At 33.0% G+C, this 26,225-nt stretch carries 24 protein-coding genes; 12 read left to right on the top strand and 12 right to left on the bottom strand.

Annotated elements, in window-relative coordinates; genetic code table 11:
- The first annotated feature begins 25 nt into the window (after positions 1–25).
- Positions 26–862: an aminotransferase class IV gene (locus BOW57_RS12310; protein ID WP_129054627.1), complete on the top strand. Its 837-nt coding sequence runs from the start codon at positions 26–28 to the stop codon at positions 860–862.
- Here the strand turns inward: BOW57_RS12310 and BOW57_RS12305 are convergent.
- The 6 genes from BOW57_RS12305 to BOW57_RS12280 form a co-directional block, all read right to left on the bottom strand.
- Entirely contained in the window at positions 859–1,419 is a 561-nt protein-coding gene (locus tag BOW57_RS12305) for a YqgE/AlgH family protein (RefSeq protein ID WP_089058371.1), read from the bottom strand. The genes BOW57_RS12310 and BOW57_RS12305 overlap by 4 nt on opposite strands.
- Positions 1,420–1,547: 128 nt before the next feature.
- The gene (locus BOW57_RS12300; RefSeq protein WP_042567273.1) at positions 1,548–1,820 is read right to left on the bottom strand and encodes an HU family DNA-binding protein; all 273 of its coding nucleotides are present in this window, start codon (positions 1,818–1,820) and stop codon (positions 1,548–1,550) included.
- A 180-nt stretch (positions 1,821–2,000) separates the two neighbouring features.
- Positions 2,001–2,948: a methionyl-tRNA formyltransferase gene (gene fmt, locus BOW57_RS12295; protein WP_129054625.1), complete on the bottom strand. Its 948-nt coding sequence runs from the start codon at positions 2,946–2,948 to the stop codon at positions 2,001–2,003.
- A complete protein-coding gene (locus BOW57_RS12290; protein ID WP_089054128.1) occupies positions 2,948–4,843 on the bottom strand; it encodes an ATP-dependent DNA helicase RecQ in 1,896 nt (631 codons plus the stop codon). Before BOW57_RS12290 ends, fmt begins: the two co-directional genes overlap by 1 nt.
- A 64-nt stretch (positions 4,844–4,907) precedes the next feature.
- The gene (locus BOW57_RS12285) at positions 4,908–5,441 is read right to left on the bottom strand and encodes an AAA family ATPase (RefSeq protein ID WP_129054623.1); all 534 of its coding nucleotides are present in this window, start codon (positions 5,439–5,441) and stop codon (positions 4,908–4,910) included.
- A gap of 462 nt (positions 5,442–5,903) precedes the next feature.
- Positions 5,904–6,821, bottom strand: a complete 918-nt coding sequence (locus BOW57_RS12280) for a S9 family peptidase (protein WP_129054621.1) — start codon at positions 6,819–6,821, stop codon at positions 5,904–5,906.
- Between the two features lie 286 nt (positions 6,822–7,107).
- On the opposite strand from BOW57_RS12280, the gene BOW57_RS12275 reads away from it, so the two are divergent.
- The 4 genes from BOW57_RS12275 (at position 7,108) to BOW57_RS12260 (ending at position 10,516) form a co-directional block, all read left to right on the top strand.
- The gene (locus BOW57_RS12275; protein WP_129023575.1) at positions 7,108–7,404 is read left to right on the top strand and encodes a DUF493 family protein; all 297 of its coding nucleotides are present in this window, start codon (positions 7,108–7,110) and stop codon (positions 7,402–7,404) included.
- A gap of 3 nt (positions 7,405–7,407) precedes the next feature.
- Positions 7,408–8,127, top strand: coding sequence for a DUF4290 domain-containing protein (locus BOW57_RS12270; RefSeq protein WP_089058366.1), 720 nt, complete (start codon positions 7,408–7,410; stop codon positions 8,125–8,127).
- Positions 8,128–8,217: 90 nt separating this feature from the next.
- A complete protein-coding gene (gene murA / locus BOW57_RS12265; RefSeq protein WP_089054134.1) occupies positions 8,218–9,528 on the top strand; it encodes a UDP-N-acetylglucosamine 1-carboxyvinyltransferase in 1,311 nt (436 codons plus the stop codon).
- Positions 9,529–9,640: 112 nt separating this feature from the next.
- Entirely contained in the window at positions 9,641–10,516 is an 876-nt protein-coding gene (locus tag BOW57_RS12260; RefSeq protein WP_129054619.1) for a cation diffusion facilitator family transporter, read from the top strand.
- Between the two features lie 83 nt (positions 10,517–10,599).
- On the opposite strand, the gene BOW57_RS12255 is transcribed toward BOW57_RS12260, so the two are convergent.
- From BOW57_RS12255 to BOW57_RS12245, 3 genes are all read right to left on the bottom strand, one after another.
- Entirely contained in the window at positions 10,600–13,089 is a 2,490-nt protein-coding gene (locus BOW57_RS12255) for a DUF5686 and carboxypeptidase regulatory-like domain-containing protein (protein WP_129054617.1), read from the bottom strand.
- A gap of 70 nt (positions 13,090–13,159) precedes the next feature.
- Positions 13,160–13,573: a type II 3-dehydroquinate dehydratase gene (gene aroQ, locus BOW57_RS12250; protein WP_129054615.1), complete on the bottom strand. Its 414-nt coding sequence runs from the start codon at positions 13,571–13,573 to the stop codon at positions 13,160–13,162.
- Between the two features lie 130 nt (positions 13,574–13,703).
- Positions 13,704–14,270, bottom strand: coding sequence for a porin family protein (locus BOW57_RS12245; RefSeq protein WP_129054613.1), 567 nt, complete (start codon positions 14,268–14,270; stop codon positions 13,704–13,706).
- Positions 14,271–14,553: 283 nt separating this feature from the next.
- Between BOW57_RS12245 and BOW57_RS12240 the strand changes: the two genes are divergently transcribed.
- The 4 genes from BOW57_RS12240 (at position 14,554) to BOW57_RS12225 (ending at position 18,522) form a co-directional block, all read left to right on the top strand.
- A complete protein-coding gene (locus tag BOW57_RS12240) occupies positions 14,554–15,108 on the top strand; it encodes an outer membrane beta-barrel protein (protein WP_129054611.1) in 555 nt (184 codons plus the stop codon).
- 200 nt (positions 15,109–15,308) lie between these two features.
- Complete coding sequence (locus BOW57_RS12235) at positions 15,309–15,878, top strand: porin family protein (RefSeq protein ID WP_129054609.1); 570 nt, start codon at positions 15,309–15,311, stop codon at positions 15,876–15,878.
- 84 nt (positions 15,879–15,962) lie between these two features.
- On the top strand, positions 15,963–16,859 hold the full coding sequence (gene xerD / locus BOW57_RS12230; RefSeq protein WP_089054141.1) for a site-specific tyrosine recombinase XerD: 897 nt from the start codon (positions 15,963–15,965) through the stop codon (positions 16,857–16,859).
- A 142-nt stretch (positions 16,860–17,001) separates the two neighbouring features.
- On the top strand, positions 17,002–18,522 hold the full coding sequence (locus BOW57_RS12225) for a PAS domain-containing protein (RefSeq protein WP_129054607.1): 1,521 nt from the start codon (positions 17,002–17,004) through the stop codon (positions 18,520–18,522).
- Positions 18,523–18,598: 76 nt separating this feature from the next.
- Here the strand turns inward: BOW57_RS12225 and rny are convergent, their stop codons facing one another.
- The 3 genes from rny to BOW57_RS12210 all read right to left on the bottom strand — a co-directional run bounded on the left by rny (position 18,599) and on the right by BOW57_RS12210 (position 20,958).
- Positions 18,599–20,158: a ribonuclease Y gene (rny, locus tag BOW57_RS12220; RefSeq protein ID WP_089054143.1), complete on the bottom strand. Its 1,560-nt coding sequence runs from the start codon at positions 20,156–20,158 to the stop codon at positions 18,599–18,601.
- Between the two features lie 210 nt (positions 20,159–20,368).
- Positions 20,369–20,662 carry a cell division protein ZapA gene (locus BOW57_RS12215; protein WP_089058357.1) on the bottom strand — a complete coding sequence of 98 codons (294 nt, stop codon included), beginning with the start codon at positions 20,660–20,662 and terminating at the stop codon, positions 20,369–20,371.
- Positions 20,663–20,667: 5 nt separating this feature from the next.
- Positions 20,668–20,958: a hypothetical protein gene (locus tag BOW57_RS12210; protein WP_089054145.1), complete on the bottom strand. Its 291-nt coding sequence runs from the start codon at positions 20,956–20,958 to the stop codon at positions 20,668–20,670.
- Positions 20,959–21,137: 179 nt separating this feature from the next.
- On the opposite strand from BOW57_RS12210, the gene BOW57_RS12205 reads away from it, so the two are divergent.
- From BOW57_RS12205 to BOW57_RS12195, 3 genes are all read left to right on the top strand, one after another.
- On the top strand, positions 21,138–22,832 hold the full coding sequence (locus BOW57_RS12205) for a M23 family metallopeptidase (protein WP_129054605.1): 1,695 nt from the start codon (positions 21,138–21,140) through the stop codon (positions 22,830–22,832).
- Positions 22,833–22,843: 11 nt separating this feature from the next.
- Positions 22,844–25,309, top strand: coding sequence for a TonB-dependent receptor plug domain-containing protein (locus tag BOW57_RS12200; RefSeq protein WP_129054603.1), 2,466 nt, complete (start codon positions 22,844–22,846; stop codon positions 25,307–25,309).
- A 133-nt stretch (positions 25,310–25,442) separates the two neighbouring features.
- A complete protein-coding gene (locus BOW57_RS12195) occupies positions 25,443–26,168 on the top strand; it encodes a hypothetical protein (protein ID WP_129054601.1) in 726 nt (241 codons plus the stop codon).
- Positions 26,169–26,225: the final 57 nt, after the last annotated feature.

Raw genomic sequence — 26,225 nt, 5'->3', positions numbered from 1 at the left:
CCTGAACAAAATTCAGGGTTTTTTTATGATCAATTTTAACGGAAACATAGCACTAGAAGAAAATATCTTAACTCAAAATCGTGCTTTTTTATATGGAGACGGCGTTTTTGAAACCGTAAAAATAATCAATAATAAAATCTTGTTTCTTGAAGATCACTATTTTAGATTAATGGCTTCAATGCGAGTGGTGAGAATGGAAATTCCAATGAACTTTACAATGGAATATTTCGAAGAGCAAATTTTAAATCTGCTTAAAGAAAAGAATATTTCTGCATCTGCAAGAGCTCGAATTACCGTTTTTAGAAAAGATGGCGGTCTGTATCTTCCAAAAAGCAATGAAGTTTCTTTTTTGATTCACGCAGTTGCACTCGAAAGCACTTTGTATGCTTTAAATACCGCTGAATATGAAGTTGATTTGTATAAAGACTTCTATATAACAAAGCAGTTATTATCGTCGATTAAAACGACTAATAAAATGATTAATGTTACGGGAAGTATTTTTGCACATGAAAACGGACTTGCAAATTGCATTTTACTAAATGATGCTAAAAATGTTGTCGAAGCTTTGCAAGGAAATTTGTTTATGCTTGTAGGTAAAAAACTTATTACACCGCCAGTTTCTGAAGGTTGTTTAAATGGAATTATGCGTAAACAGATTTTAGCTTTAGCTAAAAAAATTGAGGGCATAGAAATAACTGAGGAAATAATCTCGCCATTTGATCTTCAAAAAGCAGATGAATTATTTCTCACAAATGTAATCACGGGAATACAACCGATAACTAAATATCGAAAAAAAGAATTTACAAGTAATTTGGCTTATTTGCTAGTGCAAAAACTAAATGAATCCATATCTGAAAACTAATTCAGATATGGGTTTTCAGGTGCATTTGACCAAATGAGATAGTCGCCGCCAAGCTCAATAATTTGTTCTTTCCAAAAGTGAGTGGTCGACTTTCCAATAATTTTATTTTTGTAATTATTATCAGCAATAATCCAGGAGTTTCCCTGCATTTCATTCTCAAGCTGATTTTCGTCCCAACCGGTATAGCCTAAGAAAAAACGGATATTGTTTTTGTTGATTGATCCATTGTTTATTAAGTCTTTGGTCGATTCAAAATCACCTCCCCAGTATATTCCATTAGAAATCTCGACACTATTCGGGATTAACTCAGGAATATTGTGAATGAAGTACAAATTGTCTTGCTCAACTGGGCCTCCATTATATATTTTGAAGGTCGCATCAATTTCTGGGATAAGATCATTAATCGTGTATTTTAACGGTTTATTAATGATAAATCCTATTGATCCTTCTTTGTTATGGTCTGCTAATAAAATTACCGATCTGTTAAAAGATAAATCTCCAATTATTGAAGGCTCGGCAATAAGCAGGTGTCCTTTTTTTAATTTTTCTGAAATCATACGGCTACAATTTTTATTAAATTTACTCATAAAAAAATTAAAATCACAAATAAAATCGTTAAACCGCATAAAAAAACCCTCCACGAGGAGGGTTTTAATTATATTATTTAGATTAGAGAACTTTCTTATTAGTTCACTGCTCCTTCTAATTCAGCACCAGCTTTAAATTTTACTACATTTTTTGCAGCAATTTTGATAGTTTTTCCTGTTTGAGGGTTTCTACCGTCTCTAGCAGCTCTCGCAGATACTGACCAAGATCCAAAACCTACTAATGAAATTCTTCCGCCTTTTTTCAAAGTAGATCCTACATTTCCTAAAAATGACTCTAAAGCTAATTTAGCCGCAGCTTTTGTAATTCCTGCATCAGCAGCGATAGCATCGATTAATTCTGATTTGTTCATAATAATTAGTTATTAATTGTTGGTTAAAAAAAATTGTTAATACACAAATTTAGTAGGAAATCCGTTGCGTGCAAGTGTTTTCTTTAATTTTAGCTAGAATTGTTGATAACTTGCTTTTTTTGTTCATAAAGGGTGTTGTTTATCGATCAAAAACAGGTACAAACCCCTGTTTTACTGATGTTAATAGACCTTTGCGCTATCAGAAAAAGTTATTCCATTTAATAATTCTGCTACTTGCATTCGCTTTTTTCCGGGTAATTGTAAACTCAAAAGCTGAATGAACCCTTCTTTAATTGCAATTTTGATTTCTTTTTTGCTGCTGATTAAACTTCCAATTTCATATGAATGTGCTTCTACAGTTAGTTTAGCTTCGTATATTTTGATGCTTAATTCTTCGTTTTTATCCTTCAAAAAACACCACGCAGCTGGATATGGACTTAATCCTCGAATTAAATTATTGATCTCAGTTCCAGATTTCCTCCAGTCAATTTTACAATTCTCCTTATTTAGCTTGTATGCTGTTTTTATTTCGTCATTGTCTTCCTGAATTGTTGTGGTAACATTCCCGTTTTCAATAACTTTTAAAGTGTCAATTACAGTTTGGCTTCCTAGTAACATTAATCGATCGTGCAATTGTCCAGCATTTTCTTCTGGCTCAATAGCGATTTCCGAATTTAAAATCATAGCTCCGGTATCGATCTTGTCATCAATAAAGAAAGTTGTAACTCCAGTTTTTGTTTCTCCATTAATAATTGCCCAGTTAATAGGTGCTGCGCCTCTATAATTTGGAAGTAAGGAAGCATGAAGATTAAAAGTTCCTAAACTTGGCATTTCCCAAACTACTCTTGGCAGCATTCTAAAGGCAACTACTATTTGTAAATTAGCATTTAAAGCTTTTAATTCGGTTAAAAAACTTTCGTCTTTTAAATTAGTTGGCTGCAACAAAGTGAGATTGTTTGCCAATGCATATTCTTTTACTGCCGAATATTTTATTTTTTGTCCGCGGCCGGCCGGTTTATCTGCAGCTGTGATAACGCCCACAACGTCGTAATTGTTTTTTATAATAGTATCTAGAATGCCAACAGCAAACTCTGGCGTTCCCATAAATATAATTCGTAATTTTTCCATTATGATTTTAAAGTGTATTTATTGTTCGCTAATATAACGATATGATTGTTTTCTAATAATTCTTGAAGAACAAGTATTATATCTGATGCATCTAGTTTTATCTGATTTTGAATTTCTCGCGAAGTCAAAGATGCTGTTTTTAATAAAGACAGGATTTTGTCAGCAATAGAATCGGCCTCCGTGATTTTTCCTTTTTGCGTAATACAATAGGAGCAAACCCCGCAATTCGAATTAGTTTCTTCTCCAAAATAATCCAAAACCAATCTGTTTTTGCAGGTTTTGTTTTCCTTTATATAATATAGAACAGATGAAAGCTGTTCTTGTTTAAGTTGATTTTGTTTTTCCAGATACTTTGAAACCCTATTTATAGTCAAATCATCTTCGCGAACTTCATTGAATAATATAGTAGCATCGTTATTTTTAGATTTATATTCGATAATCTCTTTCTCTCTCAATTTTTCTAAAAGAGAAGTAACCTGTTCTTCAGTATGATTTGATTTTTTTGCAATCAGGGAAAGATTAATCGGTGTTTTCATTTCGTGAACTCCTGGATAAGTTCTCAAAATTGCCAAAATAATTTCTTCGTCTTTCTGATTTAAACTTGTGTATCGAATAACTTCTTTTGATTCAATTAAAAACTGCATTGTAACCTTCTCTGAAAATTCTTGAGACATTGTAATGATTCCCTGTTGATTTAAAAACTGTAACGCATTATATGTTTTTAAAGTAGGGAAGTCATATTTGTTGCAAAAGTGATTCAGTTTAAAAGAGAAAGTATCGTCTAAGCCTTCGCCGTAAGCTATTTGAAAATAGTTGCAGAGTTTGACATACATCGTTTTTAGGAATTTTTTGTCAGGCAGAATACTTAAAAACTGTTGTTCAGTTTGGTTCGCATCTGAATTATTGTATAATAAAACCGAAAAGGCTTTTTCGCCATTTCGCCCCGCTCTTCCAGATTCCTGATAATAATTTTCTAGATTTTCTGGCAATTGCGTATGAATGACCGTTTTTACATTGTCTTTGTCAATTCCCATTCCAAACGCATTTGTGGCAACAATAACTTGTGCTTGTTCCGACATCCACAACTGCATATTTTTATCTTTTTCTTTTGTCGAAAGACCTCCGTGATAATAAGTAGCTCTAAAACCCAGCGATTGTAATTGTGTTGAGATATTTAAACACGATTTTCTATTTCGTACATATATAATAGAAGGCTGTGGATTTTTCTTTAAAATTTGCTCAACACGATACAGTTTGTCTTCAACTTCAAAAACCATGTATGCGATATTCTTTCTTTCAAAAGACTGTTGAAAAAGTTTGGTGTCCTTTAATCCTAATTCAGTTTTAATATCTTCAACAACTCTTGGTGTTGCAGTTGCAGTCAGAGCTAAAAAAGGAATTTTAGGAAAGTGTTTTTTGAGTTCAGAAATTTTTAAATAAGCCGGTCTAAAATCATGTCCCCATTGCGAAACACAATGCGCTTCATCAATGGCGATAAAACTTATGGGAAGATTTTTGATGCGCTCTAATATCCAGTCTGATTGTAAACGCTCCGGCGAAAGATAAAGAAATTTGTAATTTCCAAACTGGCAGTTGTCTAGAAGATCAATAATTTCTTCCGTATGAATTCCGCCCGTAAGAGCAATTGCTTTAATTTCTCTTTTTTGAAGATTCGCTACTTGGTCTTTCATCAAAGCAATCAATGGTGAAATAACCAAGCAGATTCCTTCGCGCATCATAGTTGGAACCTGAAAACAAATTGATTTTCCACCTCCAGTTGGCAGCAGTGCAAAAGTATCATGACCTTCTAAAACCGAATCAATAATTTCTTTTTGCAGCGGTCTGAAACTTTCGTGTTTCCAGTATTTTAAAAGAATATCTTGTGCTTCCTGCATGGCCAAAGTGTTAAAGTTAAAAATTTAGAAATCAGTTTCTAGTTTTGCAACTTTAAACCCGCCGCTAAATTTTATCTAATATATAAAGAATTCTGTTTTCAACCGTATCTTTAGGAACTTCAATTAAATCATATCCGTATTTTTTATACGTTTCGATTAAGTGGTTCTGAATTGTTAGTGCCTGTTCAAAATTCTCATAACGCTCAGTGTCGCTCTGATAAATTTCTTCCCAAGGCGGTAAAATAAAAGTTTTAGAATATTTATAATCTTCGCAAGCTTTTGCAAAATGCTCAGGGTATTCATCGCCAATATAGTCCATATAGGCTGTAACATCAGGAATTCCGCGATCAATAAAAACTACAGTATCAGTCTCCTTTTTTGCATTTTCGTATTGTTTAACACGTCCTTCCAAGAGCATTTCGCTGAATAATAAAGGTTGTTCTAAGAACAATTGTTCGATACCTCTTTTTTGAGCTTCGAGTGTAACTTCTCTAGAAATTTCGGGGTAACAGCAATAGCCGCGAGCGACTAATTCGTTTATAAGTGTAGATTTTCCTGTACCAGGACCTCCAATAAGGACTATAATTTGTTTTTGCACTATTCTAAAAATAAAGCGCAAATTTACCTAAACTTATTCGTAATTAAAAAGAATATTTACGCGAAGCGAAAGATTTGGCATTTTTTGGAGATATGGGTTCCTGCTGTCCGCTTCAATCTTTTGCTTTTTAAAGGAAAAAGCAAAAGGATTTTCACTTCCATCAGGGTTGGATAGGAGAAATGGTTTTGTTTTTGGAACTCTAAAAAAATAATAATTTTATAAAAGGAGAAAGTCCCAGCGGGACGGCATATTTATAGAAAAAAATATACGAAATAAATAAAAGCTCCAGCGGAGCGACATGTTTTTTAATAGTTTATATGTCGCTCCGCTGGAGCTTTTGATAGGAGAGAAATTGAATTTGCTGTAAAGATTCTGCTCCGCTGGAGCAATTTTTATTGGAATTGCCGTTGGTTTTAATCAATGGATTTTATAGTGTTCAGAATTTTGACTTCAGCCAAATATTTACTCACAAAATAAATACTTTCTTGAACCTTTTTCTTTTTTATTTGAAGGTATAATCAAATGCGATTGAAACTTTTTGCCGTTCAAAACATCATTTACAAAATCTAAAACATATTGCTGTCCTTCATGAAAAAGGTAACCCGAGAATTCATGTCCGCCGCCGCAAAAAGTAATCAGTTCAATGTCTTTATGTAAATCCTGCATATGATTGTAAACTGCGTAAGATCCAAACAAAATCAGCCAGCCCGAAGCATTTGTTGGGCACGAACGGTGCGAACCTGCGTTGTAAGGAACCGTGTCGTCATTGCTTCCGTGGGCCAATAACATCGGAATTGCTTTTTCTTTGGTAATCAAATTAATATCCTGAATTGCGCCTGAACCACCAATGAAACCTGCATATTTAAAGTTTTCGGGCAAATTACGTTTGTATAAATTCATAAGTTTATAATCCCAAAACGACGCATGAAAACCAATTTCGGCACCGGCACTAATTCCAGAAATAAAGATTTTTGAAGTATCAAGATTATATTTCTCGGCATTTTCAATTAAATAAGAAGTTGCCTGCCACATATCGCTCACCCCAATTTGAATTGCTTTTATTTTTTCGGTTAAAACACCTTTGCATCCAAAATCTTTTCCTTTCATATATAAACTGTATGAAATGCTCGCAACTGCGTAGCCGTTTTTAGCCATAAACATTCCAAAGTCTTTTTCGCTTGTGCGTTCACCGCCAGAAAATCCGCCGCCAAATGCAAACAGAATTACAGGAGTTTTTTCATTTGCTTTTTTCTTTGGGAGATATAAATCTAAATCAAGTTTTAAAGTGTCATTCTGAAAATAAGTTAAGGTTTTGATTTCTTGTGCTTGAGTGTTATGAAAAGCGAAGATTGTAAAAAGGAATAAAATGATTTTTTTCATTGCAATGTGTTTTAATTTCGCAATTCCGATACTTATCGGGAGTAGAGTTGCGAAGTATTTCAAATATAAAGGTTTGCCGCGAATTTTACGAACTTTCACAAATTTTAATTTTAAAATGAATCAAAGGCGAACAAAATCCATGCAGATATTTATAAGGATGTAATCAGTGTAAATTAGTGAAAATCCTGGCAAAAAAACAGTTGTCTTTTCAATAGAAAAAATCTAAAATTTAAACTCAAAATTCTAAATTCAAAAATCGTATATTTGCGTTTATTTTTAATTACAAATGGAGAACGATAAAGAAAAAAAAACAGCCGAATTTTACGAAAGATTAAAAGTAGAACTTGATAACGCAAATACTTGGCCTGCAGAATATTTGTATAAATTTATTGTGCCAACTGTAGCAGACAATGTTGAGCGTGTCGAAAAAGCTTTTGATGATATGGGCGCCGTTATTAAAACAACAAAATCTAAAACAGGTAAGTTTACCAGTGTTTCTGTAGATGTTACGATGCACAGTTCTGATGCTGTAATTGTAAAATACAAAGAAGTTTCTACAATAGAAGGTATAGTTTCATTATAACTTATGAACGAAAAATATAAAAAAGAAGTCGCGAATGATGTTGTTTTTAATTTAGAATACAATTCTGAAAGACAACGATTAATTATTCCAGAATATGGTCGTCATTTACAAAAATTGATTGATCAGGCTACTGCAATTGAAGATGATGAAACGCGCAACAAAGCAGCGAAATATATCATTCAGGTTATGGGAAGCTTAAACCCTCATTTGCGTGATGTGCCGGATTTTCAGCATAAATTATGGGATCAGCTTTTTATTATGTCTGATTTTAAATTGAATGTAGAATCTCCGTATCCAATTCCATCAAGAGATGTATTGCAGTTAAAACCAGATGTTTTGCAATATCCGCAAAACTTCCCGAAATACAGATTTTATGGAAACAACATCAAATATATGATTGATGTAGCCAATAAATGGGAGGAAGGCGAAATGAAAAATGCATTGGTCATGGTAATTGCCAACCACATGAAAAAATCATTTTTGAGCTGGAACAAAGACACTGTAAAAGATGATGTGATTTTTGAGCATTTGTATGAATTGTCAGGAGGAAAAATAAACCTGCTTCACAGTACAGAAGAATTGTTGAACACAACAGATTTGATGCGTACTAATAAACGTGTTTCAAATAAGATTACACCAGCCGGACAGCCAAAAATTCAAAACAACAAAAACAATAAAGGAGGTAAACAAAAGACCTTTCAAAAAAATAATAATCAGAAATAAAAAAGGGGCTAAGATGCTAAGGGACTAAGATGCTAAAACTTTTGGCTTAGAACCTCAGAATCTCAGAACCTGAGAACCTAAAAGAAATCTATGGGAATTTTTAAAATCGAAGGAGGAACTCCTTTAAAAGGAGAAATCACTCCACAAGGAGCAAAGAATGAGGCGTTACAAATTTTATGTGCCGTGCTTCTAACAGGAGAGAAAGTAAAAATTAATAACATTCCTGATATTATAGACATCAATAAATTAATCACATTATTGGGTAATTTAGGGGTGAAAATTCAACGTAACGAACCGGGATCAATCACTTTTCAAGCTGATGAGGTTAATGTTGGGTATTTAGAAACTGAAGCTTTCAAAAAAGAAGGCGGAGCTTTACGTGGTTCTATTATGATTGTTGGTCCACTTTTAGCTCGTTTCGGAAAAGGATATATTCCTAAGCCAGGTGGAGATAAAATTGGCCGTCGTAGATTAGATACACACTTTGAAGGGTTTATCAATCTTGGAGCAAAATTTAGATATAACAGAGAAGACCATTTTTACGGAGTAGAAGCTCCAGAAGGTCTTACTGGAACAGATATGTTATTAGACGAGGCGTCTGTAACAGGAACTGCAAATATTGTAATGGCTGCAGTTTTAGCTAAAGGAACAACTACAGTTTACAATGCAGCATGCGAACCATATTTACAGCAATTGTGTAAAATGTTGAATTCGATGGGAGCTAAAATTACTGGTGTTGGATCTAATTTATTGACTATCGAAGGTGTTGAAAGCCTTGGCGGATGCGAGCATAGAATTTTACCAGATATGATCGAGATTGGTTCTTGGATTGGTCTTGCAGCTATGACAAAAAGCGAGATCACGATTAAAAATGTAAGCTGGGAAAATTTAGGTTTGATTCCAAATACATTCAGAAAACTTGGAATTACAATCGAAAAACGCAATGACGATATTTATATTCCTGCTCACAAAGATGGATATGAAGTAAAAACAGATATCGATGGTTCAATCTTAACAATTGCCGATGCACCTTGGCCAGGATTTACGCCAGACTTGTTAAGTATCGTTTTAGTTGTGGCAACACAAGCAAAAGGAGACGTTTTAATTCATCAAAAAATGTTCGAAAGCCGTTTGTTTTTCGTTGATAAATTAATCGATATGGGAGCAAAAATTATGTTATGTGATCCGCACAGAGCTGTGGTTATGGGACATAATTTCGAATCTCAATTAAAAGCAACAACAATGTCGTCTCCTGATATTCGTGCAGGAATCTCATTGTTGATAGCAGCTCTTTCTGCAAAAGGAACAAGTACAATTCAAAATATCGAACAAATTGATCGCGGATACGAGCGTATCGACGAGCGTTTGAGAGCAATTGGAGCAAAAATCGTGAGAGCGTAAATAAAAGTTAGCCACGACACGAGCGAAAGCGAACTGGCGAAGCAATTCACGAATTATTTTGATAATCTTTGAAGATTTAAATTCGTGAATTCATGGAAAAAAAATAGTCTAAATGACAAACGAACAAAAAGCTGTAAAAGCTACTATCTTTAGTATAGTTGGAAATACCTGCCTGGCCCTTATAAAAGGTCTCGCAGGTTTTTTTGGCAATTCATATGCCTTGATTGCAGATGCGATCGAATCAACAACGGATATATTTTCGTCTTGTTTGGTTTTATTCGGAATTAAGTATTCTAATAAACCTGCAGATGAAAATCATCCATATGGTCATGGTCGTGCCGAACCTTTAATTACATTTTTGGTTGTTGGATTTTTAATTACATCAGCAACTATTATTGGTTACGAAAGCATTGCTAATATTCAAACACCGCATGCCTTGCCTAAATCATGGACTTTGTATGTTTTGGGAGCCATTATTATTTGGAAAGAATATTCGTTTCGATTAGTAATGAAACGCAGTAAACAAACAAATAGTTCGTCTTTAGCGGCAGATGCTTGGCATCATCGCAGTGACGCCATTACTTCTGTAGCGGCATTTATTGGGATTTCGATTGCGCTGTTTATGGGAAAAGGTTACGAATCTGCAGATGACTGGGCGGCACTTTTTGCTGCATTTTTTATACTTTACAACAGTTATAAAATTTTTAGGCCTGCATTAGGTGAAATCATGGATGAGAATTTAAATGATGATTTAGTCGAAGAAATTAGAATAAAATCATTAACCGTTGTTGGAATCTTAGGAACCGAGAAATGTTTTATTCGTAAAGCAGGAATGAAATATCATGTTGATCTTCATGCTATAGTATCAGCAAAAATCTCTGTTAAGGAAGGTCACGAATTATCTCATAAATTGCAAGATACCTTAAAAGAAAAAATACCTCAATTAGGAAATGTTCTGATTCATATCGAACCAGATGATTATCACTGATTTCTGAGATTGAAAGGGACTAAGGTTCTAAGATGCTAAGTTTTTTCTCAGCATCTTAGAACCTTAGTATCTTAGAACCTTTTTTAATCCAACACATTCAAAATCTTCAGCCCGAAGACAACTCCGTTTTGCTGAATTCCTCCTTGATAAGAATGTACATAATCTACTCTGAATATCTTGAATTTTCCAAAACCTAGGTTATCCAAACCAACTGTAAACTCAGTATAAGGTTTTCTGTCGGGAATTGCCAGAGTATGAAATCCTAGATTCATAGTTGATTTTAATAAATTAATCAACGGAATTTTATTGGTCACAAAACCCATGTCATTGTGCTCTAAGTGCATTTCAAAATAACTGTCGTTTGTACTGTTAGTGTAATATGGCATTAAATTAAAAACATTCAAATATCGGTCGTTTGTTCCAATATGTGTTTGATTTCCGTTAAAATGTCTGTAATCTATAAAAGAGATATTTTCGGCATTGAAAAATTTACCGGCTCTAAAGTTCATTCCTAAAACCCCTTTATTGTTTAAAGAAAGATCATATTGAACAGAGGCGCCGACTCTTTCAAATTCATATTTTTTTTCGCTTGCCGCAAATGCTTTTTCAAAAGCTAAAAATACAGTTGGATATTTTTCATTTTTAATGTTATATCGTCCATCAGGTCTCGAAATGTATTTGTTTCCAAAGTTAATACGTGCAGTCAAAGCTGTTTTATACAAATGATGCTGATCAAATGCAGGAGTTATAAAATCGTTTGGTGCCAGCGGATTATTTGACGTGTAAATATCATCTCTTTTAAAGAAAGAATAATCAGTAGTATTCAAAAGAGGTTTTCGCTGTTCGTAGCCAATTTTTGCATTTAAGTTTATTCCATTAGCAACATCCTGTCCGTAATTAATTTGAGCAAATTCTAAGTTGTACAATTTCATGTAATTGTCTTTGAAAAACAAGGAACTTATTGAATTGACAATATTACTGATAGGTTCACTACTGTTAAATTGCGTAGTTTTTGTTCCTCCAGAAGCCCAGATTGCCGCATGGTTTATGTTGTTAAAACGATGGCTGAATTGACCTGTAACACGAAAACGTTCATCAGAAAAACCATAGTTAAAGGTTGTACTTATAGAAGTACTAGTTCCTTTTTCTTCATTCCATTTTTTAAATGAAAATCCCGAATCGAGATTAAAACCTTGAACGGTATTAAAACTTAAAGAACTTAAATTCAATAAGCCTTTATATTCAAAAGAATATTTCTTGAAAGTATTTTTATAATCATAACCCATTAAAATATCAAAGATTTTGAACTTATTGTTTTTAGCGTCAACAGAATCAGTGTATTTTTGAGATTTTCTGATGGTTTGTAAACTGTCCTTTTTAATGTAATCATTACTTTCTTCAATCGTCAAAGGAATTGGACGTATTTGATTCCAAAAAGCATCATCTTTTTTATTTGCATCAGCTTCAAAAGCTACGATTTCATTTCCAAAAGTTTTCTTTTGAAAAGAAGCAGGAAATTCATAATTCGAATACACGTAATTGAATTTTCCAGAGAACTTTACGCCAAAAGCACCAGCATTAAAAGAAAGAGTTTGAGCGTTTTTTGACCAGATTTTATTTTTGACATTATAACTGAAACTCTGTTTTAGATTCATTACTTCAGTAAATTCGTTTTTCATTCTATAGCCTTTTATGTCTAAGTCTACAGCATAAATTGCAAAACTATCATCGACTATATAGATGAAGCCTTCAAAAACAGGTTCTTTATCACGTTTTGGCGTTACCTTTATTTTATTAATTTGTTGATTGTTATCGTCAAAAAACGTTCCTTCGAGTTTGTATTTGTAGTAATTGAAAGCATTATCTGCAATAGGAGAAATAAGATTAATGTTGAATTCTAATGTGTTATCATAGAAATCATAAGTAGATAAAGTCGCCGTATTATAACTGAATCCTTTGTTATTTCCTGAAACTTTCGAAGCAATGATTTTCTCTTTTAGTTTTTCAGGTTTTTCAAAAGAAATCTTAGATATAGTTTCTGATAAATATAAAATACCAGTTCCGGTCGAGTCTAAATTTGAAGCCATTTCGTCGCCGATATCGACTTTCATCCCCATTATTTTCTTTGGAAGATCTTTTATTTTAAACATTCCTTTCGAATAAAAATCAGCGGTATAACGAGCTGTTTTTTCAGAATTACTTTTTTTGTTAGCAATAGCACTTTTTATAATAGCATTTGCTGGGTTGTCTTTTGAATTAATTACAACCTCATTAAGTTCAAAATTTTCTTCTTCCATTTTTACATCTAAAATCAAGCTTTTAGAATTAGAAGCAACGGTTTGTTTTTGGGTTTTAAAACCTAGATATTGAAAGGTGATTTTATTTTTACCAATTTCTTTTACATTAAGCTGGTATTTTCCCTGCTCATTTGAAGTGGTACTGGTATAAGTATTCTCTTCAAAAACAGAAACAAAAGGCAAAGGATTTCCTTTTAGATCAGTTATTGTTCCTTTGATTTGTGCAAAATTGGAAATTGAAAAAATTAAAAAGGCGAGTACAGTAAAGTTTTTCATGAGAGTGGTTTCTCTCACAAAAATAGAATAAGTTAAAAACGAGCTTATTAAAAAATTGTTAAAAAAAGACTTACAAGAAAGATTGAATCGCCAGATCGTAACTTTTTAGACCAAAACCTAAAATTACTCCTTTTGCGTTTCCAGACAAATAAGACTGATGTCTGAAACTTTCGCGAGCATAAGTGTTTGAAATATGTACTTCGATTACTGGCGTTGTAACCGCTTTCATCGCATCGCCTAAACCTATAGAAGTATGAGTGTATGCTCCGGCATTTAAAATAATTCCATCAAAAGTAAAACCAACATCCTGAATTTTTCCAATCAGCTCTCCTTCGATATTACTTTGGTAATAAGAAAGTTCAACATTTGGAAATTTTTGTTTCAACGTTTCAAAATAATCTTCAAAAGTTTGACTTCCGTAAACTTCAGGTTCTCTCTTTCCTAAAAGATTTAAATTTGGTCCGTTGATAATGCAGATTTTCATAAATAATTTGATTTTAATTATATAAGTGAAGTAATTTCATTTTACTTAGAAAACATTTCACTAGAGTGTAAAAATAAAAAAACCGTTCTAATTAATAGAACGGTTTTTGTAAAACTATGTGATATTCTTTTTAGAACATAAATCCTGCTGAAAGTTGAACTACAGAATTTTTAACATCTGCATTTGAAGAAGCTTCTGTTAATCCTAGGCTGTAACGACCTTGAACAAAAATACTTTCAGTAATTTTTAAACCTAAACCTGCATTAAGAGCAAAATCAAATGTATTAGCATCGTCAAATCTTACGTCATTTTTTTGACTTAATAGAAAAGAAGCCTGTGGACCAACCTCTAAACTTAATGATTTTGTCATGTAAATTTTTGCCATTACAGGGATCGATAAATAAGCTAATTTATTTTTAAAGTCTTCCTGAGCATCTTTAAATTTATAAGTTGCTCCTTGCGTAGAATATAAAAGTTCTGGTTGAATAGAGAATTTTTCTAGTAATTTAAGTTCTGCAACAAGACCAGCATGATAGCTTGTAATTCCGTCTTTGTCAAACGCTACTCCATTAAGACCTGCATCTCCAGTTTGGCTTGCAAAGTTAACTCCGGCTTTTACTCCCACTTTTAATAATTGTGCTTGAATGGTTGCTGATGTTGCTAAGAACAATACAGCGGCTAAAAGTATTTTTTTCATAAAAATGTTTTTAGGGGTTTCGTGTTTATATGTTATTTATTAAGTCAAAACTACATTATTTTCAATTTATTGCTTTATATCAAGCTTTATAAAATTATTAAAATTCACACTTTTTTTTAAGTTTTAAGTGCTTTTGTATTAGTGTTTTCTTCTAATTGTTTGGAAATCAATTGTTTATTTGTAGTCTAATTCTGTCTTATTTTGTTGCTAAAATACCGTGTTGTGGATTTTTTTTAATAAGTATAATCTTAGTTTTGTACACTGTAATTAAAAAAAAGAAATTATGAAAAAGGTTATTTTAACTGCTATTGCAGTATTAGGTTTTGTATTTGCTAATGCACAAACTGGTGGATTTGCTAAAGGAGATGCTTTTATCTCTGGAGCTTTAACTGTAGGTTCTACAAAAACAGGTGATGCTAAAGCTAGCGGATTTGAAATTGAGCCAAAAGTAGGTTACTTTGTATCTGAAAACATTGCTATTGGTGCAAAATTAGGTTTTGGCTCAAATAAGATTGGTGATGATAAAACTAATGCGTTTACTGCTGGAGCTTTTGGTAGATACTATTTTACTCCTGCTTCTCAGTTCTCAGTTTTTGGTCAAGCTGGTCTTGATTTTACAAATAGTAAATCAGGGGATTTTAAAACTAATCAAATTGGTACAAATGTAGGTTTAGGTTTAAGTTATTTCTTATCAAATCATTTTGCTATCGAAGCAACTTGGGCTGGTTTAGAATATAGTGTAAACAATAATGGAGGTCATGGTGCTGATAAAAGTAACAGCTTTGGTTTTGGTACTGACTTAAGAGATGTAAGTTTTGGAGTAATCTATAAATTCTAAATAAATTATCTTGTTAGTTTTAAAAAGCCTTCCTCTTTTGAGGAGGGCTTTTTTATGGATATAATAGTTGAGTGGTGTGATTTAATTGCTTTTAAATTAATTGGTTAGTTTTTTGCTACTATTTTATTTGTTAAATTCCTAGCGTAGAATTATGAAGAATATTTTTATATTTGAACTATATAACGTAAAAACAAATTGTAATGAAAAGAATTATTTTAGCTGCTATAGCAGTAATGGTATTTGGATTTGCGAATGCGCAAAAAACAAGATTCGGAGTTAAAGGAGGTCTTAACCTTACAACTTTTGCTGGAGGAAATTACTGGGATGCTAAATCTTTGGTTGGTTTTCAAGTAGGAGGCTTTGCCGAAATTAAAGTTATAGAGAGGTTATCGATTCAACCTGAGGTTTTGTTTTCTACACAGGGAGCTAAACTTGATGATCTAGATATCGATAGCAAATTAAACTATATTAATATACCTGTTTTAGCCAAGTTTTATATTACAAAACAGTTTACTGTAGAGGCGGGGCCACAAATTGGGTTTTTAGTATCTGCTAAAAATGATGGTCACGATGCTAAAGATGGTTTTAAATCTGTAGATACAGGATTTAATTTTGGAGCTGGATATAATTTTACGGAAAATGTTTCTGTAGGGCTTCGTTATACCGTAGGTTTGTCAAATATCGGAGATTATAATGCTGAAACTTGGGAAGAGCTTTATGATAGTCCAAAGAATAGCGTTTTGGCATTGACTTTAGCTTATAAATTCTAATATCTTAAAACGATATTTTATAAAAAACCTTTCTAGATTTTAGGAAGGTTTTTTTATGGTTAAAAATGTTTTACTTTGTAAAGTATGAAATGGAATAATTACATAAAAGATTACCAATCGTATTTGCGTATAGAAAGAGGATTGTCTAAAAATACAATTGAGAATTATAGTTTTGATATAGAACGTTTGTGCCTTTTTTTAGAAACCAATCAAATTGATGTTTCGCCTTTAAAAATTACCGATGAAACAATTCAGCAGTTTATATATTCAGTATCTAAGGAAGTAAACCCTAGATCTCAATCTAGAATTATTTCTGGTTTGAAAAGCTTTTTTAATTATTTGGTTTTTGAAGATTATAGAAACGATAGCCCTTTAGAGTTAATTGAGAGTCCTAAAACCGGCAGGAAATTACCTGATACATTGTCTGTGGAAGAAATTGATGCTTTAATTGCTGCTATAGATTTGAGCAGTAACGAAGGGGAGCGAAACCGAGCTATGCTGGAAACTTTGTACGGCTGCGGACTTCGGGTTTCGGAGTTGGTTTCACTCAAAATTTCTGATTTGTTTTTTGATGAAGGTTTTGTGAAGATTACAGGGAAAGGAAATAAAGAACGTTTTGTTCCAATAGGGAAAGTAACTCGAAAATACATAGAGATTTACCAAAATGAAATTCGGGTGCATCTAAATATTAAAAAAGGTTTTGAAGATACTTTATTTTTAAATCGTAGAGGGAATCAGCTTACTCGTGCTATGATTTTTACAATAATAAAAGACTTGGCTGTAAAAATAAAGTTGAGTAAAACAATTAGTCCGCATACATTACGTCATTCTTTTGCGACACATTTATTAGAAAATGGCGCCGATTTAAGGTCGATTCAATTAATGCTGGGACATGAGTCTATTACCACAACTGAAATTTATGTACATCTCGATCGAAGTTTCTTGAAAGAAGTGATGCATTCATTCCATCCAAGGAAATAAATTTTTTACGTGAAACCTGTGTTTTTAAGCAAAAATTAATATATTGTATTTGATTTAATGTTAAAAAGAAAGTATAAAAAGCAATAATAAGACTTTTGAATTTGATTTTGATAAAGTAATTATTTACTTAAAATGACGGCGTATGGTTTTTGATTTTTTTAATAGTGAAGATTGCTTAGAAGTTAATAATTTTTACAAAAAGCTGCTTGCAGAAGTTCCGGACTTGATTTTTCAGTTTGTGATAGATGCAGATAATCAGTATTCATTTCCTCTTGTAAGCAGATCTGTTGATGAAATTTTTGAACTTGCGATAGATAAATTTACAGATGATATAAAATTGATTATCTACGAAAGAATCTTGCCGCAAGACCGCGAAATGTTTTTTCAAACCTTGGTTAAGGCACGCAAAGAAATTAAGCCTTGGGAGATTGAGTTTAGAGCAGTTTTACCAAAAAAAGGACTTCGCTGGTTTAGGATTTCGGCTAAAACTGAATTGTCTGACGGTGATAAAGTAAGCTTTTTTGGACATGTTTCAGATATAACAGAGCTCAAGGATAAAGAAGAGAAACTTCGTATTTCTGAAGAGCGTTTTCAGTTTGCTCTAGATGCTTCTACAGTTGGAATTTGGGATTGGGATATGGTGACTAATAATGTTTTTTATTCGTCATTATCATTAAAAATCTTAGAATTAGAGTCAGCTGATATTTTTGACGATCCGGAGCGTTGGGATAAAATTGTACATCCTGATGATCTTCCAAAATATTATTCAGATATAAAAGAGCATTTTGAAAATAAGATACCCTATTATGAAAATTACCATCGTGTAATGACTTCCAGCGGTAATTATAAATGGATTTTAGATCGAGGTAAGGTTATCAAACGTGATGAAAATGGAAAGCCATTGCGTGTTATAGGTACGCATACTGATATATCATTGCAGAAAGAAAAGGAGCTTGAGCTTTTGAAAACAATGAAATTGTACAGCGATCAAAATAGCCGACTGCTTAATTTTTCGCATATTGTTTCGCATAATTTAAATACTCAGGCAGGGAATATAAAATCAATTTTAGATTTTATTGATGCTGATGGTGATAAGGAAACAGTTACAGAAATGCTGGAACATTTGCGTACGGTTTCTAATGATTTAAATGAAACGATTTCAAATTTAAGTCAGATCGTAAAAACGCAAAGCAATATTAATATAACAGTTGGGCCGTTAAAGCTTTTTGAGTATATAGAAAAAACTATTTCGACAATAAAAGGACATAGCAAACAGAAAAAGGTCACAATTATAAATAATGTGCCTGAGTACTTGATAATAAATTTTAATCCCGCTTATTTAGAAAGTGTTTTGCTGAATTTTACAACTAATGCAATAAAGTATGCGCATCCTGATCGAGATCCAGTTATTGTTTTTGATTATGGTTTAGAAACAGATGGACATAAATCATTGAAGATTACGGATAATGGTTTAGGAATTGATTTGAAGGTATATGGTGATTTGTTGTTTGGGATGTATAAAACATTTCATAAACATGAAGAGGCAAGAGGAATAGGTTTATATATAACAAGAAACCAAATAGAAGCTATGAAAGGAACAGTTTCTGTAGAAAGTGAAGTAGGAGTAGGAACGAGCTTCAAAATCACGTTTAATGATCTTTAAAAGCTTCGTGGTTAGATAAAATCAAAAAAGGCAGTTCGTACGAACTGCCTTTTTTATTTTTATGTATAAGCTGCTGTTATTTTGCAATATTTACAGCTCTTGTTTCTCTAATTACGGTTACTTTAACTTGACCTGGGTAAGTCATTTCAGTTTGAATTTTTTGTGAGATTTCAAATGATAAGTTTGCCGCATTGTCATCAGAAACTTTTTCACTTTCAACAATAACACGAAGTTCTCTACCAGCTTGAATAGCGTAAGCATTTTTTACACCGCTGAATCCGTAAGCTACTTCTTCAAGATCTTTCAAACGTTGAATGTATGAATCTAGAACCTGACGTCTTGCTCCTGGTCTTGCTCCTGATATAGCATCACAAACCTGAACAATTGGCGACAATAATGATTTCATTTCGATTTCGTCGTGGTGAGCACCAATAGCGTTGCAAACTTCCTCTTTTTCTCCGTATTTCTCAGCCCATTGCATACCTAATAACGCGTGAGGCAAATCGCTTTCTGTATCTGGAACTTTACCAATATCGTGTAGTAAACCAGCTCTTTTAGCAAGTTTTACATTCAAGCCTAATTCAGCTGCCATGATACCGCAAAGTTTTGAAACTTCTCTAGAGTGTTGTAATAAGTTTTGACCGTAAGACGAACGGTATTTCATTCTACCAACAACTTTAATCAGTTCTGGATGTAATCCGTGAATTCCTAAGTCGATAACAGTACGTTTACCAACTTCGATAATTTCGTCATCGATTTGTTTAGCTGTTTTAGCTACAACTTCTTCAATTCTAGCTGGGTGAATACGTCCGTCAGTTACCAATTTGTGCAATGACAAACGAGCAATTTCTCTACGAACTGGATCAAAACAAGAAAGAATGATTGCTTCTGGTGTATCATCAACAATGATTTCAACTCCAGTTGCAGCTTCAAGAGCTCTAATATTACGGCCTTCACGACCAATGATTCTACCTTTTACATCGTCAGATTCGATGTTGAATACAGAAACGCAATTTTCAACTGCTTCTTCTGTTCCAACTCTTTGAATAGTGTTGATGATGATTTTTTTAGCTTCTTGTTGTGCAGTAAGTTTTGCCTCTTCAATTGTGTCTTGAATATGAGACATTGCTTTGCTTTTAGCTTCTGCTTTTAAGCCTTCAACTAATTGTTCTTTCGCTTCTTCTGCAGAAAGTCCAGAGATAACTTCAAGCTGTTGTAATTGACTTTTGTGTAACTTGTCAACTTCAGCTTGTTTTTTGTCTAAAACCTCAATTTTATTATTGTATTCAGCTGTTTTAGATTCAAAATCGTCGTTTACTTTTTTAGCTTTTGAAAGCTCGTTAGAAACTTGAGATTCTTTATCGCGCACTCTTTTTTCTACTTCAGCAACTTTTTTATCTCGTGCTAAAATAACTTGTTCGTGTTCTGATTTTAATTCGATAAAACGTTCTTTTGCTTGAAGAATTTTATCCTTTTTAATATTTTCGGCTTCTAAATTAGCGTCTTTTAAAATAGAAGCTGCTTCTTTTTTTGCGTTTTTTATTAGGTTTGAAATATTACTTTTCTCGATAAATTTAGCTATTGCAAAACCTGCTGCAATACCTACTATACCAATAATGATCGTTATGATGTCCATGTTTGTTAAGGTTTATATATAAAAAAAGCCTACATTAATTGCTTGAATAAACTCGTAAAGACAAGTTTTGAGCTAACTCACTGTTCAAGTTTCCTCGCAATAAAGCGTGGCATGCTATAGTAGTGATGATTTGCTCATTCTAAATTGTTAGTGTTGAGTTTACCAATTGTGAACTAATGTAGGCAGTATCTTAGTTTCTGTAAAGAACGTTTAGTTTTCGAGATATTGATCTAAAAGCAAATTTAATTTTTTAATTCTTTCAATAGTTTGCTCGCCATCGATTGCGTTATCAATTTGTTTTTGTTCCACTTGCGATGCAAATTGCAGTGCGCACATGGCTAATACATCTTGTTTATCGCGAACTGCGTAACTTTCTTCGAACTGCTTAATCATGGCATCAATTTTTTTTGAAGCACTTCTAAGTCCTTCTTCTTGAGCTGGATCTACCGTTAATGGGTAAACTCGGTCTGCAATTGATATTTTGATTTTAAGCTTTCCGTCCATGTTATCTAATCTGATAGTTGTGCTATACAGTAATCAATTTCGCGAATTAATGAATTTATTTTAAGCTTTGTCTCTCTCTTGTTGTCGTCGCTGCCAAGCAACGAATTGGCTATCTTAAGTGTGTCATACTGCTTCTTCAAAGCTTCAATCTCCTCAGATTGTTTTCGAATAATTTGCGCAGCTTTGGCTAATTCTAATTGTAATACCTGATTATTCTTTTCCAAGCTTTTTGATTTCTCAAACAGCTTTTCGATTTTATATTCAAGAGTATCAATTATTTCGGCAATTACACTCATTATACATCCTATTCATTACTTAATCATACAAAGTTAATATTCCTTTTTATTAATGCAATTTTTTATCGATTTTTTTGCATTAAAAATAGACAAATAAATGAATTTCAATCAATTGTGTTTTTGTGGCTGTATCCTCGGTTTTTCCCTGTTAATTTTTTATCTTAGCAAAAATGTTATTTATGAGATTTTCTGTATTTGCCCTTTTATGCGGCCACTTTATTTTTGCCCAAACACAATATCCTAAAGATTATTTTCGTCCGCCGTTAGATATTCCGATGCAGCTTTCGGGTAATTTTGGAGAATTAAGACCGAATCATTTTCATGCAGGTTTTGATTTGAAAACCAATCAGAGAGAAGGACTGAATGTGTATGCAATTGCCGATGGTTATGTGTCAAGAATAAAGATTTCGACGTTTGGAAACGGAAAATGTATTTACATTACGCATCCAAATGGGTATACTTCTGTTTATGGACATTTACAAACCACTAAAGGAGCGATTCAAGATTATGTAACAAAAGCGCATTATGCTGAAAAGGCTTATGAAATTGAATTATTCCCGAAACCAGGTGATCTTCCAGTTACAAAAGGACAATTAATTGCACTTTCTGGAAATACAGGTTCATCTGAAGGACCTCATTTGCATTTTGAAATTAGAGATACAAAAACAGAGTTTGTAATTAATCCGATTTTCTTTGGGTTTGATAAAAATATTAAAGATACAAAGAAACCAACTTTGTCTAGTTTGTATGTTTATCCGTTGGATAACGCCTCAGTTAATCAATCAAAACAGCCTTTACTGCTTAATATGACGCTTCAAAAAGACGGAACCTATCTTGCAGGAAAAGTAAAAACGAATGGAAAAATTGGTTTTGGAATTAATGCTGTTGATACTGATGATGTTTCTTTTAATAAAAATGGTGTTTTTAATGTTTCGACATTTTTGAATGGAAATCAAAATTACAACTATCAATTTAATACCTATTCGTTTGATGAAATGCGTTACATCAATGCATTTATTGATTATTCTCGATACAAAAAAACAAGTCAGCGTATTCAGAAGCTTTTCATGAAAACACCTTTTGCGTTAAGCATTATAAAAACAGATGCGTCAAGAGGGATAATTACGGCAGAACCTAATTTGGCGTCAACTTATAGAATTGAAGTTTCAGATTATTATGGAAATCTAAATTCAATCACAGTTCCAATCGAATATGATTCAGCTGTTCCTTTGGTGCCGGCAGAAGCGAGTGCATCTAAGTATTTTGTTAAATACAATAAAGATTCTAATTTCGAAAAAGACAATATGTCCGTTTTCTTTCCTGCAGGAACATTTTACGATGATTTTAATTTAAACTTTGATGTTAAAAACAATCGAATTTATATTCATGATGATACAGTTCCTGTGCATTCTAATTTTACAATAACCATCAAGGATAATACTTACTCTGAAGTCTTGCGTGACAAAGTTTTTATTGGAAGAATAAGTGGAGCAAGCAGCAGTTACAATGGAACGGTTAGAAAAGGAGATGTTTATACGGCAAAATCAAAAGTATTAGGACAATATGGTTTAGTATTAGATACTATAAAGCCCGTTATTAAAATTACAAAGCTGGTTCAGGATAAATGGATCAGCGATCAGAAAAAAATTGAGTTTATTATCAGTGATTCTTCATCAGGAATTAAATCCTATAACGGGTATTTGAACGGAAAATGGGTTTTGTTTGAATATGAAAATAAAAATAAAAAGATTACTCACACTTTTGATCCTCAATTGCTGCTTGAAGGAGCAAATGATTTAAAAATTGAAGTAATTGATAATGTAGGGAATTCTTCTATCTTTGAAACACGTTTCCTTAGAAGTCAACAAAAATAAAACCCAAATAGTTGTATAATAATAGGTTCATATTCGCCTTGTTTTTTCTGTTTTTCACATGTGCTTTGTTTGCTCAAAACGGTCATGTTAAGGGTATTATTGTTGATGATGAAAATAATATTGTTTCTAATGTAAATATCACATCTGGTAAAAGCAGTACACAGTCTGATGCCAATGGTTTCTTTGAAATTGATGTGGTTTCAAACAAAAAGGTTTCAATAATTTTTACCCATATTTCTTTAAAAATGATAAGCTTAACGGTGAATTTAAAGCCAAATGAGTTTTTTGTTTTTAATCCTGTAATGAATAATTCTGAAGAGCAAATGGGAGAAGTTTTTGTGTCTTCCAAAAATAGAAAACGTGTTCAGGGAATTGCAACAATTGATTTAACAGCAATAAAAAAAGTTCCGGGTGCAAATGCAGGTGTAGAAAATATCTTAAAAACGCTTCCGGGCGTAAATTCAAATAATGAACTTAGTACACAATATGCAGTTCGAGGCGGTAATTACGACGAAAATTTAGTTTACGTTAATGAAGTCGAAGTCTATCGTCCGTTTTTAATTCGGTCAGGACAACAGGAAGGATTGAGTTTTACCAATACAGATTTGGTTCAAAATGTTGATTTTTCGGCAGGTGGATTTCAGGCTAAGTTTGGAGATAAATTATCATCTGTTTTAGATATTACTTATAGAAAACCAACTCGGTTTGGAGCTTCCTTAGAAGCCAGTTTTTTAGGAGGAAGCGCTTCTGTTGATGCCGTTTCGAAAAACAAAAAATGGTCAGCAGTTACTGGAGTTCGCTACAGAAATAATAGTTTGCTGGTAAATAGTCAAGATACAAAGACAAATTATACGCCGACTTTTGCAGATTTTCAAACTAATATCAATTATGATATTTCGGAAAAGTGGCAAATGAGCTTTTTAGGAAATGTTTCGCAGAATAAATATTTGTATCAGCCATTAACCAGAGAAACAAAATTTGGAACTATTGATCAGCCAATGGCGCTTAATGTGTATTATGAAGGTCAGGAAAAAGATCAGTACGATACTTACTTTGGAGCTTTGAAAACAACTTATAAAGTTTCTCCATCGCTTACGTTAAAATTGATTGGTTCATTATTTCATACTACAGAAAAAGAGCATTTTGATATTTTGGCGCAATATCGTTTAGGAAATGCAGCAGCAGAGGATGGAACTAACGAGACAGCAGTTGATTTTACTCGTGGAATTGGCTCGCAACTAAATCACGCCAGAAATGATTTGGATGCTTTAATCGCAAATGTTGAAATTAAAGGTTCTAAAGACTGGAAAGAAAGTCAGCTTGAATTTGGATTAAAATATACAAGAGAATCAATTCGAGATAGAGTTGTCGAGTGGGAGGTGATTGATTCGGCTGGGTTTTCTGTAAATCCGCCTTTAGTTCTTCTGCCCAAAAATAATCAGCCTTATACACCTTACGAAGGTCCGCTTTTGCCTTATCAAAACGTTCGAGCAACAAATTTTAATACTATAAACAGATTTTCAGGTTATACGCAATGGAATAAACAATCGGAAATTGGTTCCAATCAAATTTGGTTTCATGTTGGTGCTCGCTTTCAAGGTTGGAATGTTTCGGGCGCAGCGGTTGAAGGAAAAAATCAGTTTGTACTCAGTCCGCGAGCGCAATTTGCAATAAAGCCAGATTGGGATATGGACATGGTTTTTAGAATTTCTGGAGGATTGTATCATCAGCCGCCTTTCTATCGAGAACTCCGTGATTTGGATGGAGTAGTGAATCCTAATGTAAAAGCGCAGGAAGCGGTTCATGTCGTTTTGAGTAACGATTACAATTTTAAAATGTGGAATCGCCCTTTTAAATGGGTTACAGAAGTTTATTATAAGTCACTTTCAGATGTAAATGTCTATTCGATAGACAATGTTCGAATTCGATATGTTGCTAATAATAATGCAAAAGCATATGCGCAAGGTTTAGATTTTAGATTGAATGGGGAATTTGTGCCAGGAACAGAATCTTGGGTTAGTTTTGGATATCTGAAAACCGAAGAGAATTACGAGAACAAAGGTTATATTGCACGTCCGACAGATCAGCGTTTGAAATTTGCAATGATGTTTCAGGATTATATGCCAAATATTCCAAGTGTAAAAGTGTATCTTAATTTAGTCTATAATACTGGTTTGCCTGGAGGCGCTCCAGCGTATTCTGATCCTTATTTGTATCAAAACAGATTGAACGATTATAGAAGAGCGGATATTGGTTTTGCTAAAGTTTTTGTTGACAGCAGTACTCAGAATGCCAAAACAGGCTGGCTTAAAAATTTTAAAGAGTTGTCTGTTGGATTAGAGATTTTTAATATTTTCAACAATCAAAATGCGATTACGAATACTTGGGTTCGCGATGTTTATTCTAAAAACCAATATGCGATTCCGAATTTTATGACTTCAAGAGTTTTTAATATAAAACTGAATGCAAGGTTGTAGATGTTGATTTTGTATTTCTACAATAAGAAATGAGAAAATTGCGTTGAAACTTATGACACTTTTTAGTTTTGAGTAAAAATTCAATAATACAATCAAAAATACTATATTTGATTTTCTAACATAATTTGCAAGCATGAAAAATTCCTTAAAATATATAGCCTTAATAATCATCGGTACATTAATGAGTTGTAAAGATGAAGTACAGCAAAAGCCAAAAGTAATTTATGATGGTTCAAATAAAGTTGGAGCTGTTGCAAAGAGTGATTCGACACAAATTGAAATTGCAGATTTGCCTATTCAGATGGAAGGAACAAATTATTTAATTCATCCTGTTGGTGATTTAAGGGTTTTTGAAAAGGGTTCAAAAGCACGTTACGGTTCTTCGAGTGTGAATGATATAAGCTTTACAATCTCTAATTTGGGAGAATATGAAATTACGGGATATCTTCAGAATTTAAAATTTCAAAAAGTAGATTCAGATTCAATTCGTCCGCTTTCAGATAAACCTGTTTTAATTTTAACCGCGACTTATTTGAAAACGGTTGCAGACAAAACGCAGAATAAAGTGATGGTTTATACTTTAACAGATTCAGATACTAACAAAGATGGTAAAATTGATACAAGCGATATTAAGACCTTGTATTTAAGTGATATCAGCGGGGAAAACTTCACAAAAGTTTCTGCTGATTTGCAAGAGTTGGTAGATTGGAGTTTAATAGAATCTAAAAACCGTTTGTATTTTAGAACTATCGAAGATACTAATCAAAATGGGCAGTTTGATAAAAACGATGTCCTGCATTACAATTATATCGACTTGACCTCGAAAAAATGGGAAGTGAAAAATTATAAGCCTATTTAAAGGAACTAAGGTTCTGAGGTACTAAGAGTCTAAGGTTCTTTCCAAGTAACAAAAAAA

Origin of the sequence: Flavobacterium sp. YO64, assembly GCF_004119505.1 — a bacterium.
GTDB lineage: Bacteria > Bacteroidota > Bacteroidia > Flavobacteriales > Flavobacteriaceae > Flavobacterium > Flavobacterium oncorhynchi.
The sequence above is the reverse complement of the archived record's forward strand: the minus strand, read 5'-3'. Positions and strand labels throughout refer to the sequence as shown.

Coding starts and splice junctions, on each gene's coding strand:
- BOW57_RS12310 (WP_129054627.1), top strand. CDS start 26: ATGATCAATTTTAACGGAAACATAGCACTAGAAGAAAATATCTTAACT.
- BOW57_RS12305 (WP_089058371.1), bottom strand. CDS start 1,419: ATGATTTCAGAAAAATTAAAAAAAGGACACCTGCTTATTGCCGAGCCT.
- BOW57_RS12300 (WP_042567273.1), bottom strand. CDS start 1,820: ATGAACAAATCAGAATTAATCGATGCTATCGCTGCTGATGCAGGAATT.
- fmt (WP_129054625.1), bottom strand. CDS start 2,948: ATGGAAAAATTACGAATTATATTTATGGGAACGCCAGAGTTTGCTGTT.
- BOW57_RS12290 (WP_089054128.1), bottom strand. CDS start 4,843: ATGCAGGAAGCACAAGATATTCTTTTAAAATACTGGAAACACGAAAGT.
- BOW57_RS12280 (WP_129054621.1), bottom strand. CDS start 6,821: ATGAAAAAAATCATTTTATTCCTTTTTACAATCTTCGCTTTTCATAAC.
- BOW57_RS12275 (WP_129023575.1), top strand. CDS start 7,108: ATGGAGAACGATAAAGAAAAAAAAACAGCCGAATTTTACGAAAGATTA.
- BOW57_RS12270 (WP_089058366.1), top strand. CDS start 7,408: ATGAACGAAAAATATAAAAAAGAAGTCGCGAATGATGTTGTTTTTAAT.
- murA (WP_089054134.1), top strand. CDS start 8,218: ATGGGAATTTTTAAAATCGAAGGAGGAACTCCTTTAAAAGGAGAAATC.
- BOW57_RS12260 (WP_129054619.1), top strand. CDS start 9,641: ATGACAAACGAACAAAAAGCTGTAAAAGCTACTATCTTTAGTATAGTT.
- BOW57_RS12255 (WP_129054617.1), bottom strand. CDS start 13,089: ATGAAAAACTTTACTGTACTCGCCTTTTTAATTTTTTCAATTTCCAAT.
- aroQ (WP_129054615.1), bottom strand. CDS start 13,573: ATGAAAATCTGCATTATCAACGGACCAAATTTAAATCTTTTAGGAAAG.
- BOW57_RS12245 (WP_129054613.1), bottom strand. CDS start 14,270: ATGAAAAAAATACTTTTAGCCGCTGTATTGTTCTTAGCAACATCAGCA.
- BOW57_RS12240 (WP_129054611.1), top strand. CDS start 14,554: ATGAAAAAGGTTATTTTAACTGCTATTGCAGTATTAGGTTTTGTATTT.
- BOW57_RS12235 (WP_129054609.1), top strand. CDS start 15,309: ATGAAAAGAATTATTTTAGCTGCTATAGCAGTAATGGTATTTGGATTT.
- xerD (WP_089054141.1), top strand. CDS start 15,963: ATGAAATGGAATAATTACATAAAAGATTACCAATCGTATTTGCGTATA.
- BOW57_RS12225 (WP_129054607.1), top strand. CDS start 17,002: ATGGTTTTTGATTTTTTTAATAGTGAAGATTGCTTAGAAGTTAATAAT.
- rny (WP_089054143.1), bottom strand. CDS start 20,158: ATGGACATCATAACGATCATTATTGGTATAGTAGGTATTGCAGCAGGT.
- BOW57_RS12215 (WP_089058357.1), bottom strand. CDS start 20,662: ATGGACGGAAAGCTTAAAATCAAAATATCAATTGCAGACCGAGTTTAC.
- BOW57_RS12210 (WP_089054145.1), bottom strand. CDS start 20,958: ATGAGTGTAATTGCCGAAATAATTGATACTCTTGAATATAAAATCGAA.
- BOW57_RS12205 (WP_129054605.1), top strand. CDS start 21,138: ATGAGATTTTCTGTATTTGCCCTTTTATGCGGCCACTTTATTTTTGCC.
- BOW57_RS12195 (WP_129054601.1), top strand. CDS start 25,443: ATGAAAAATTCCTTAAAATATATAGCCTTAATAATCATCGGTACATTA.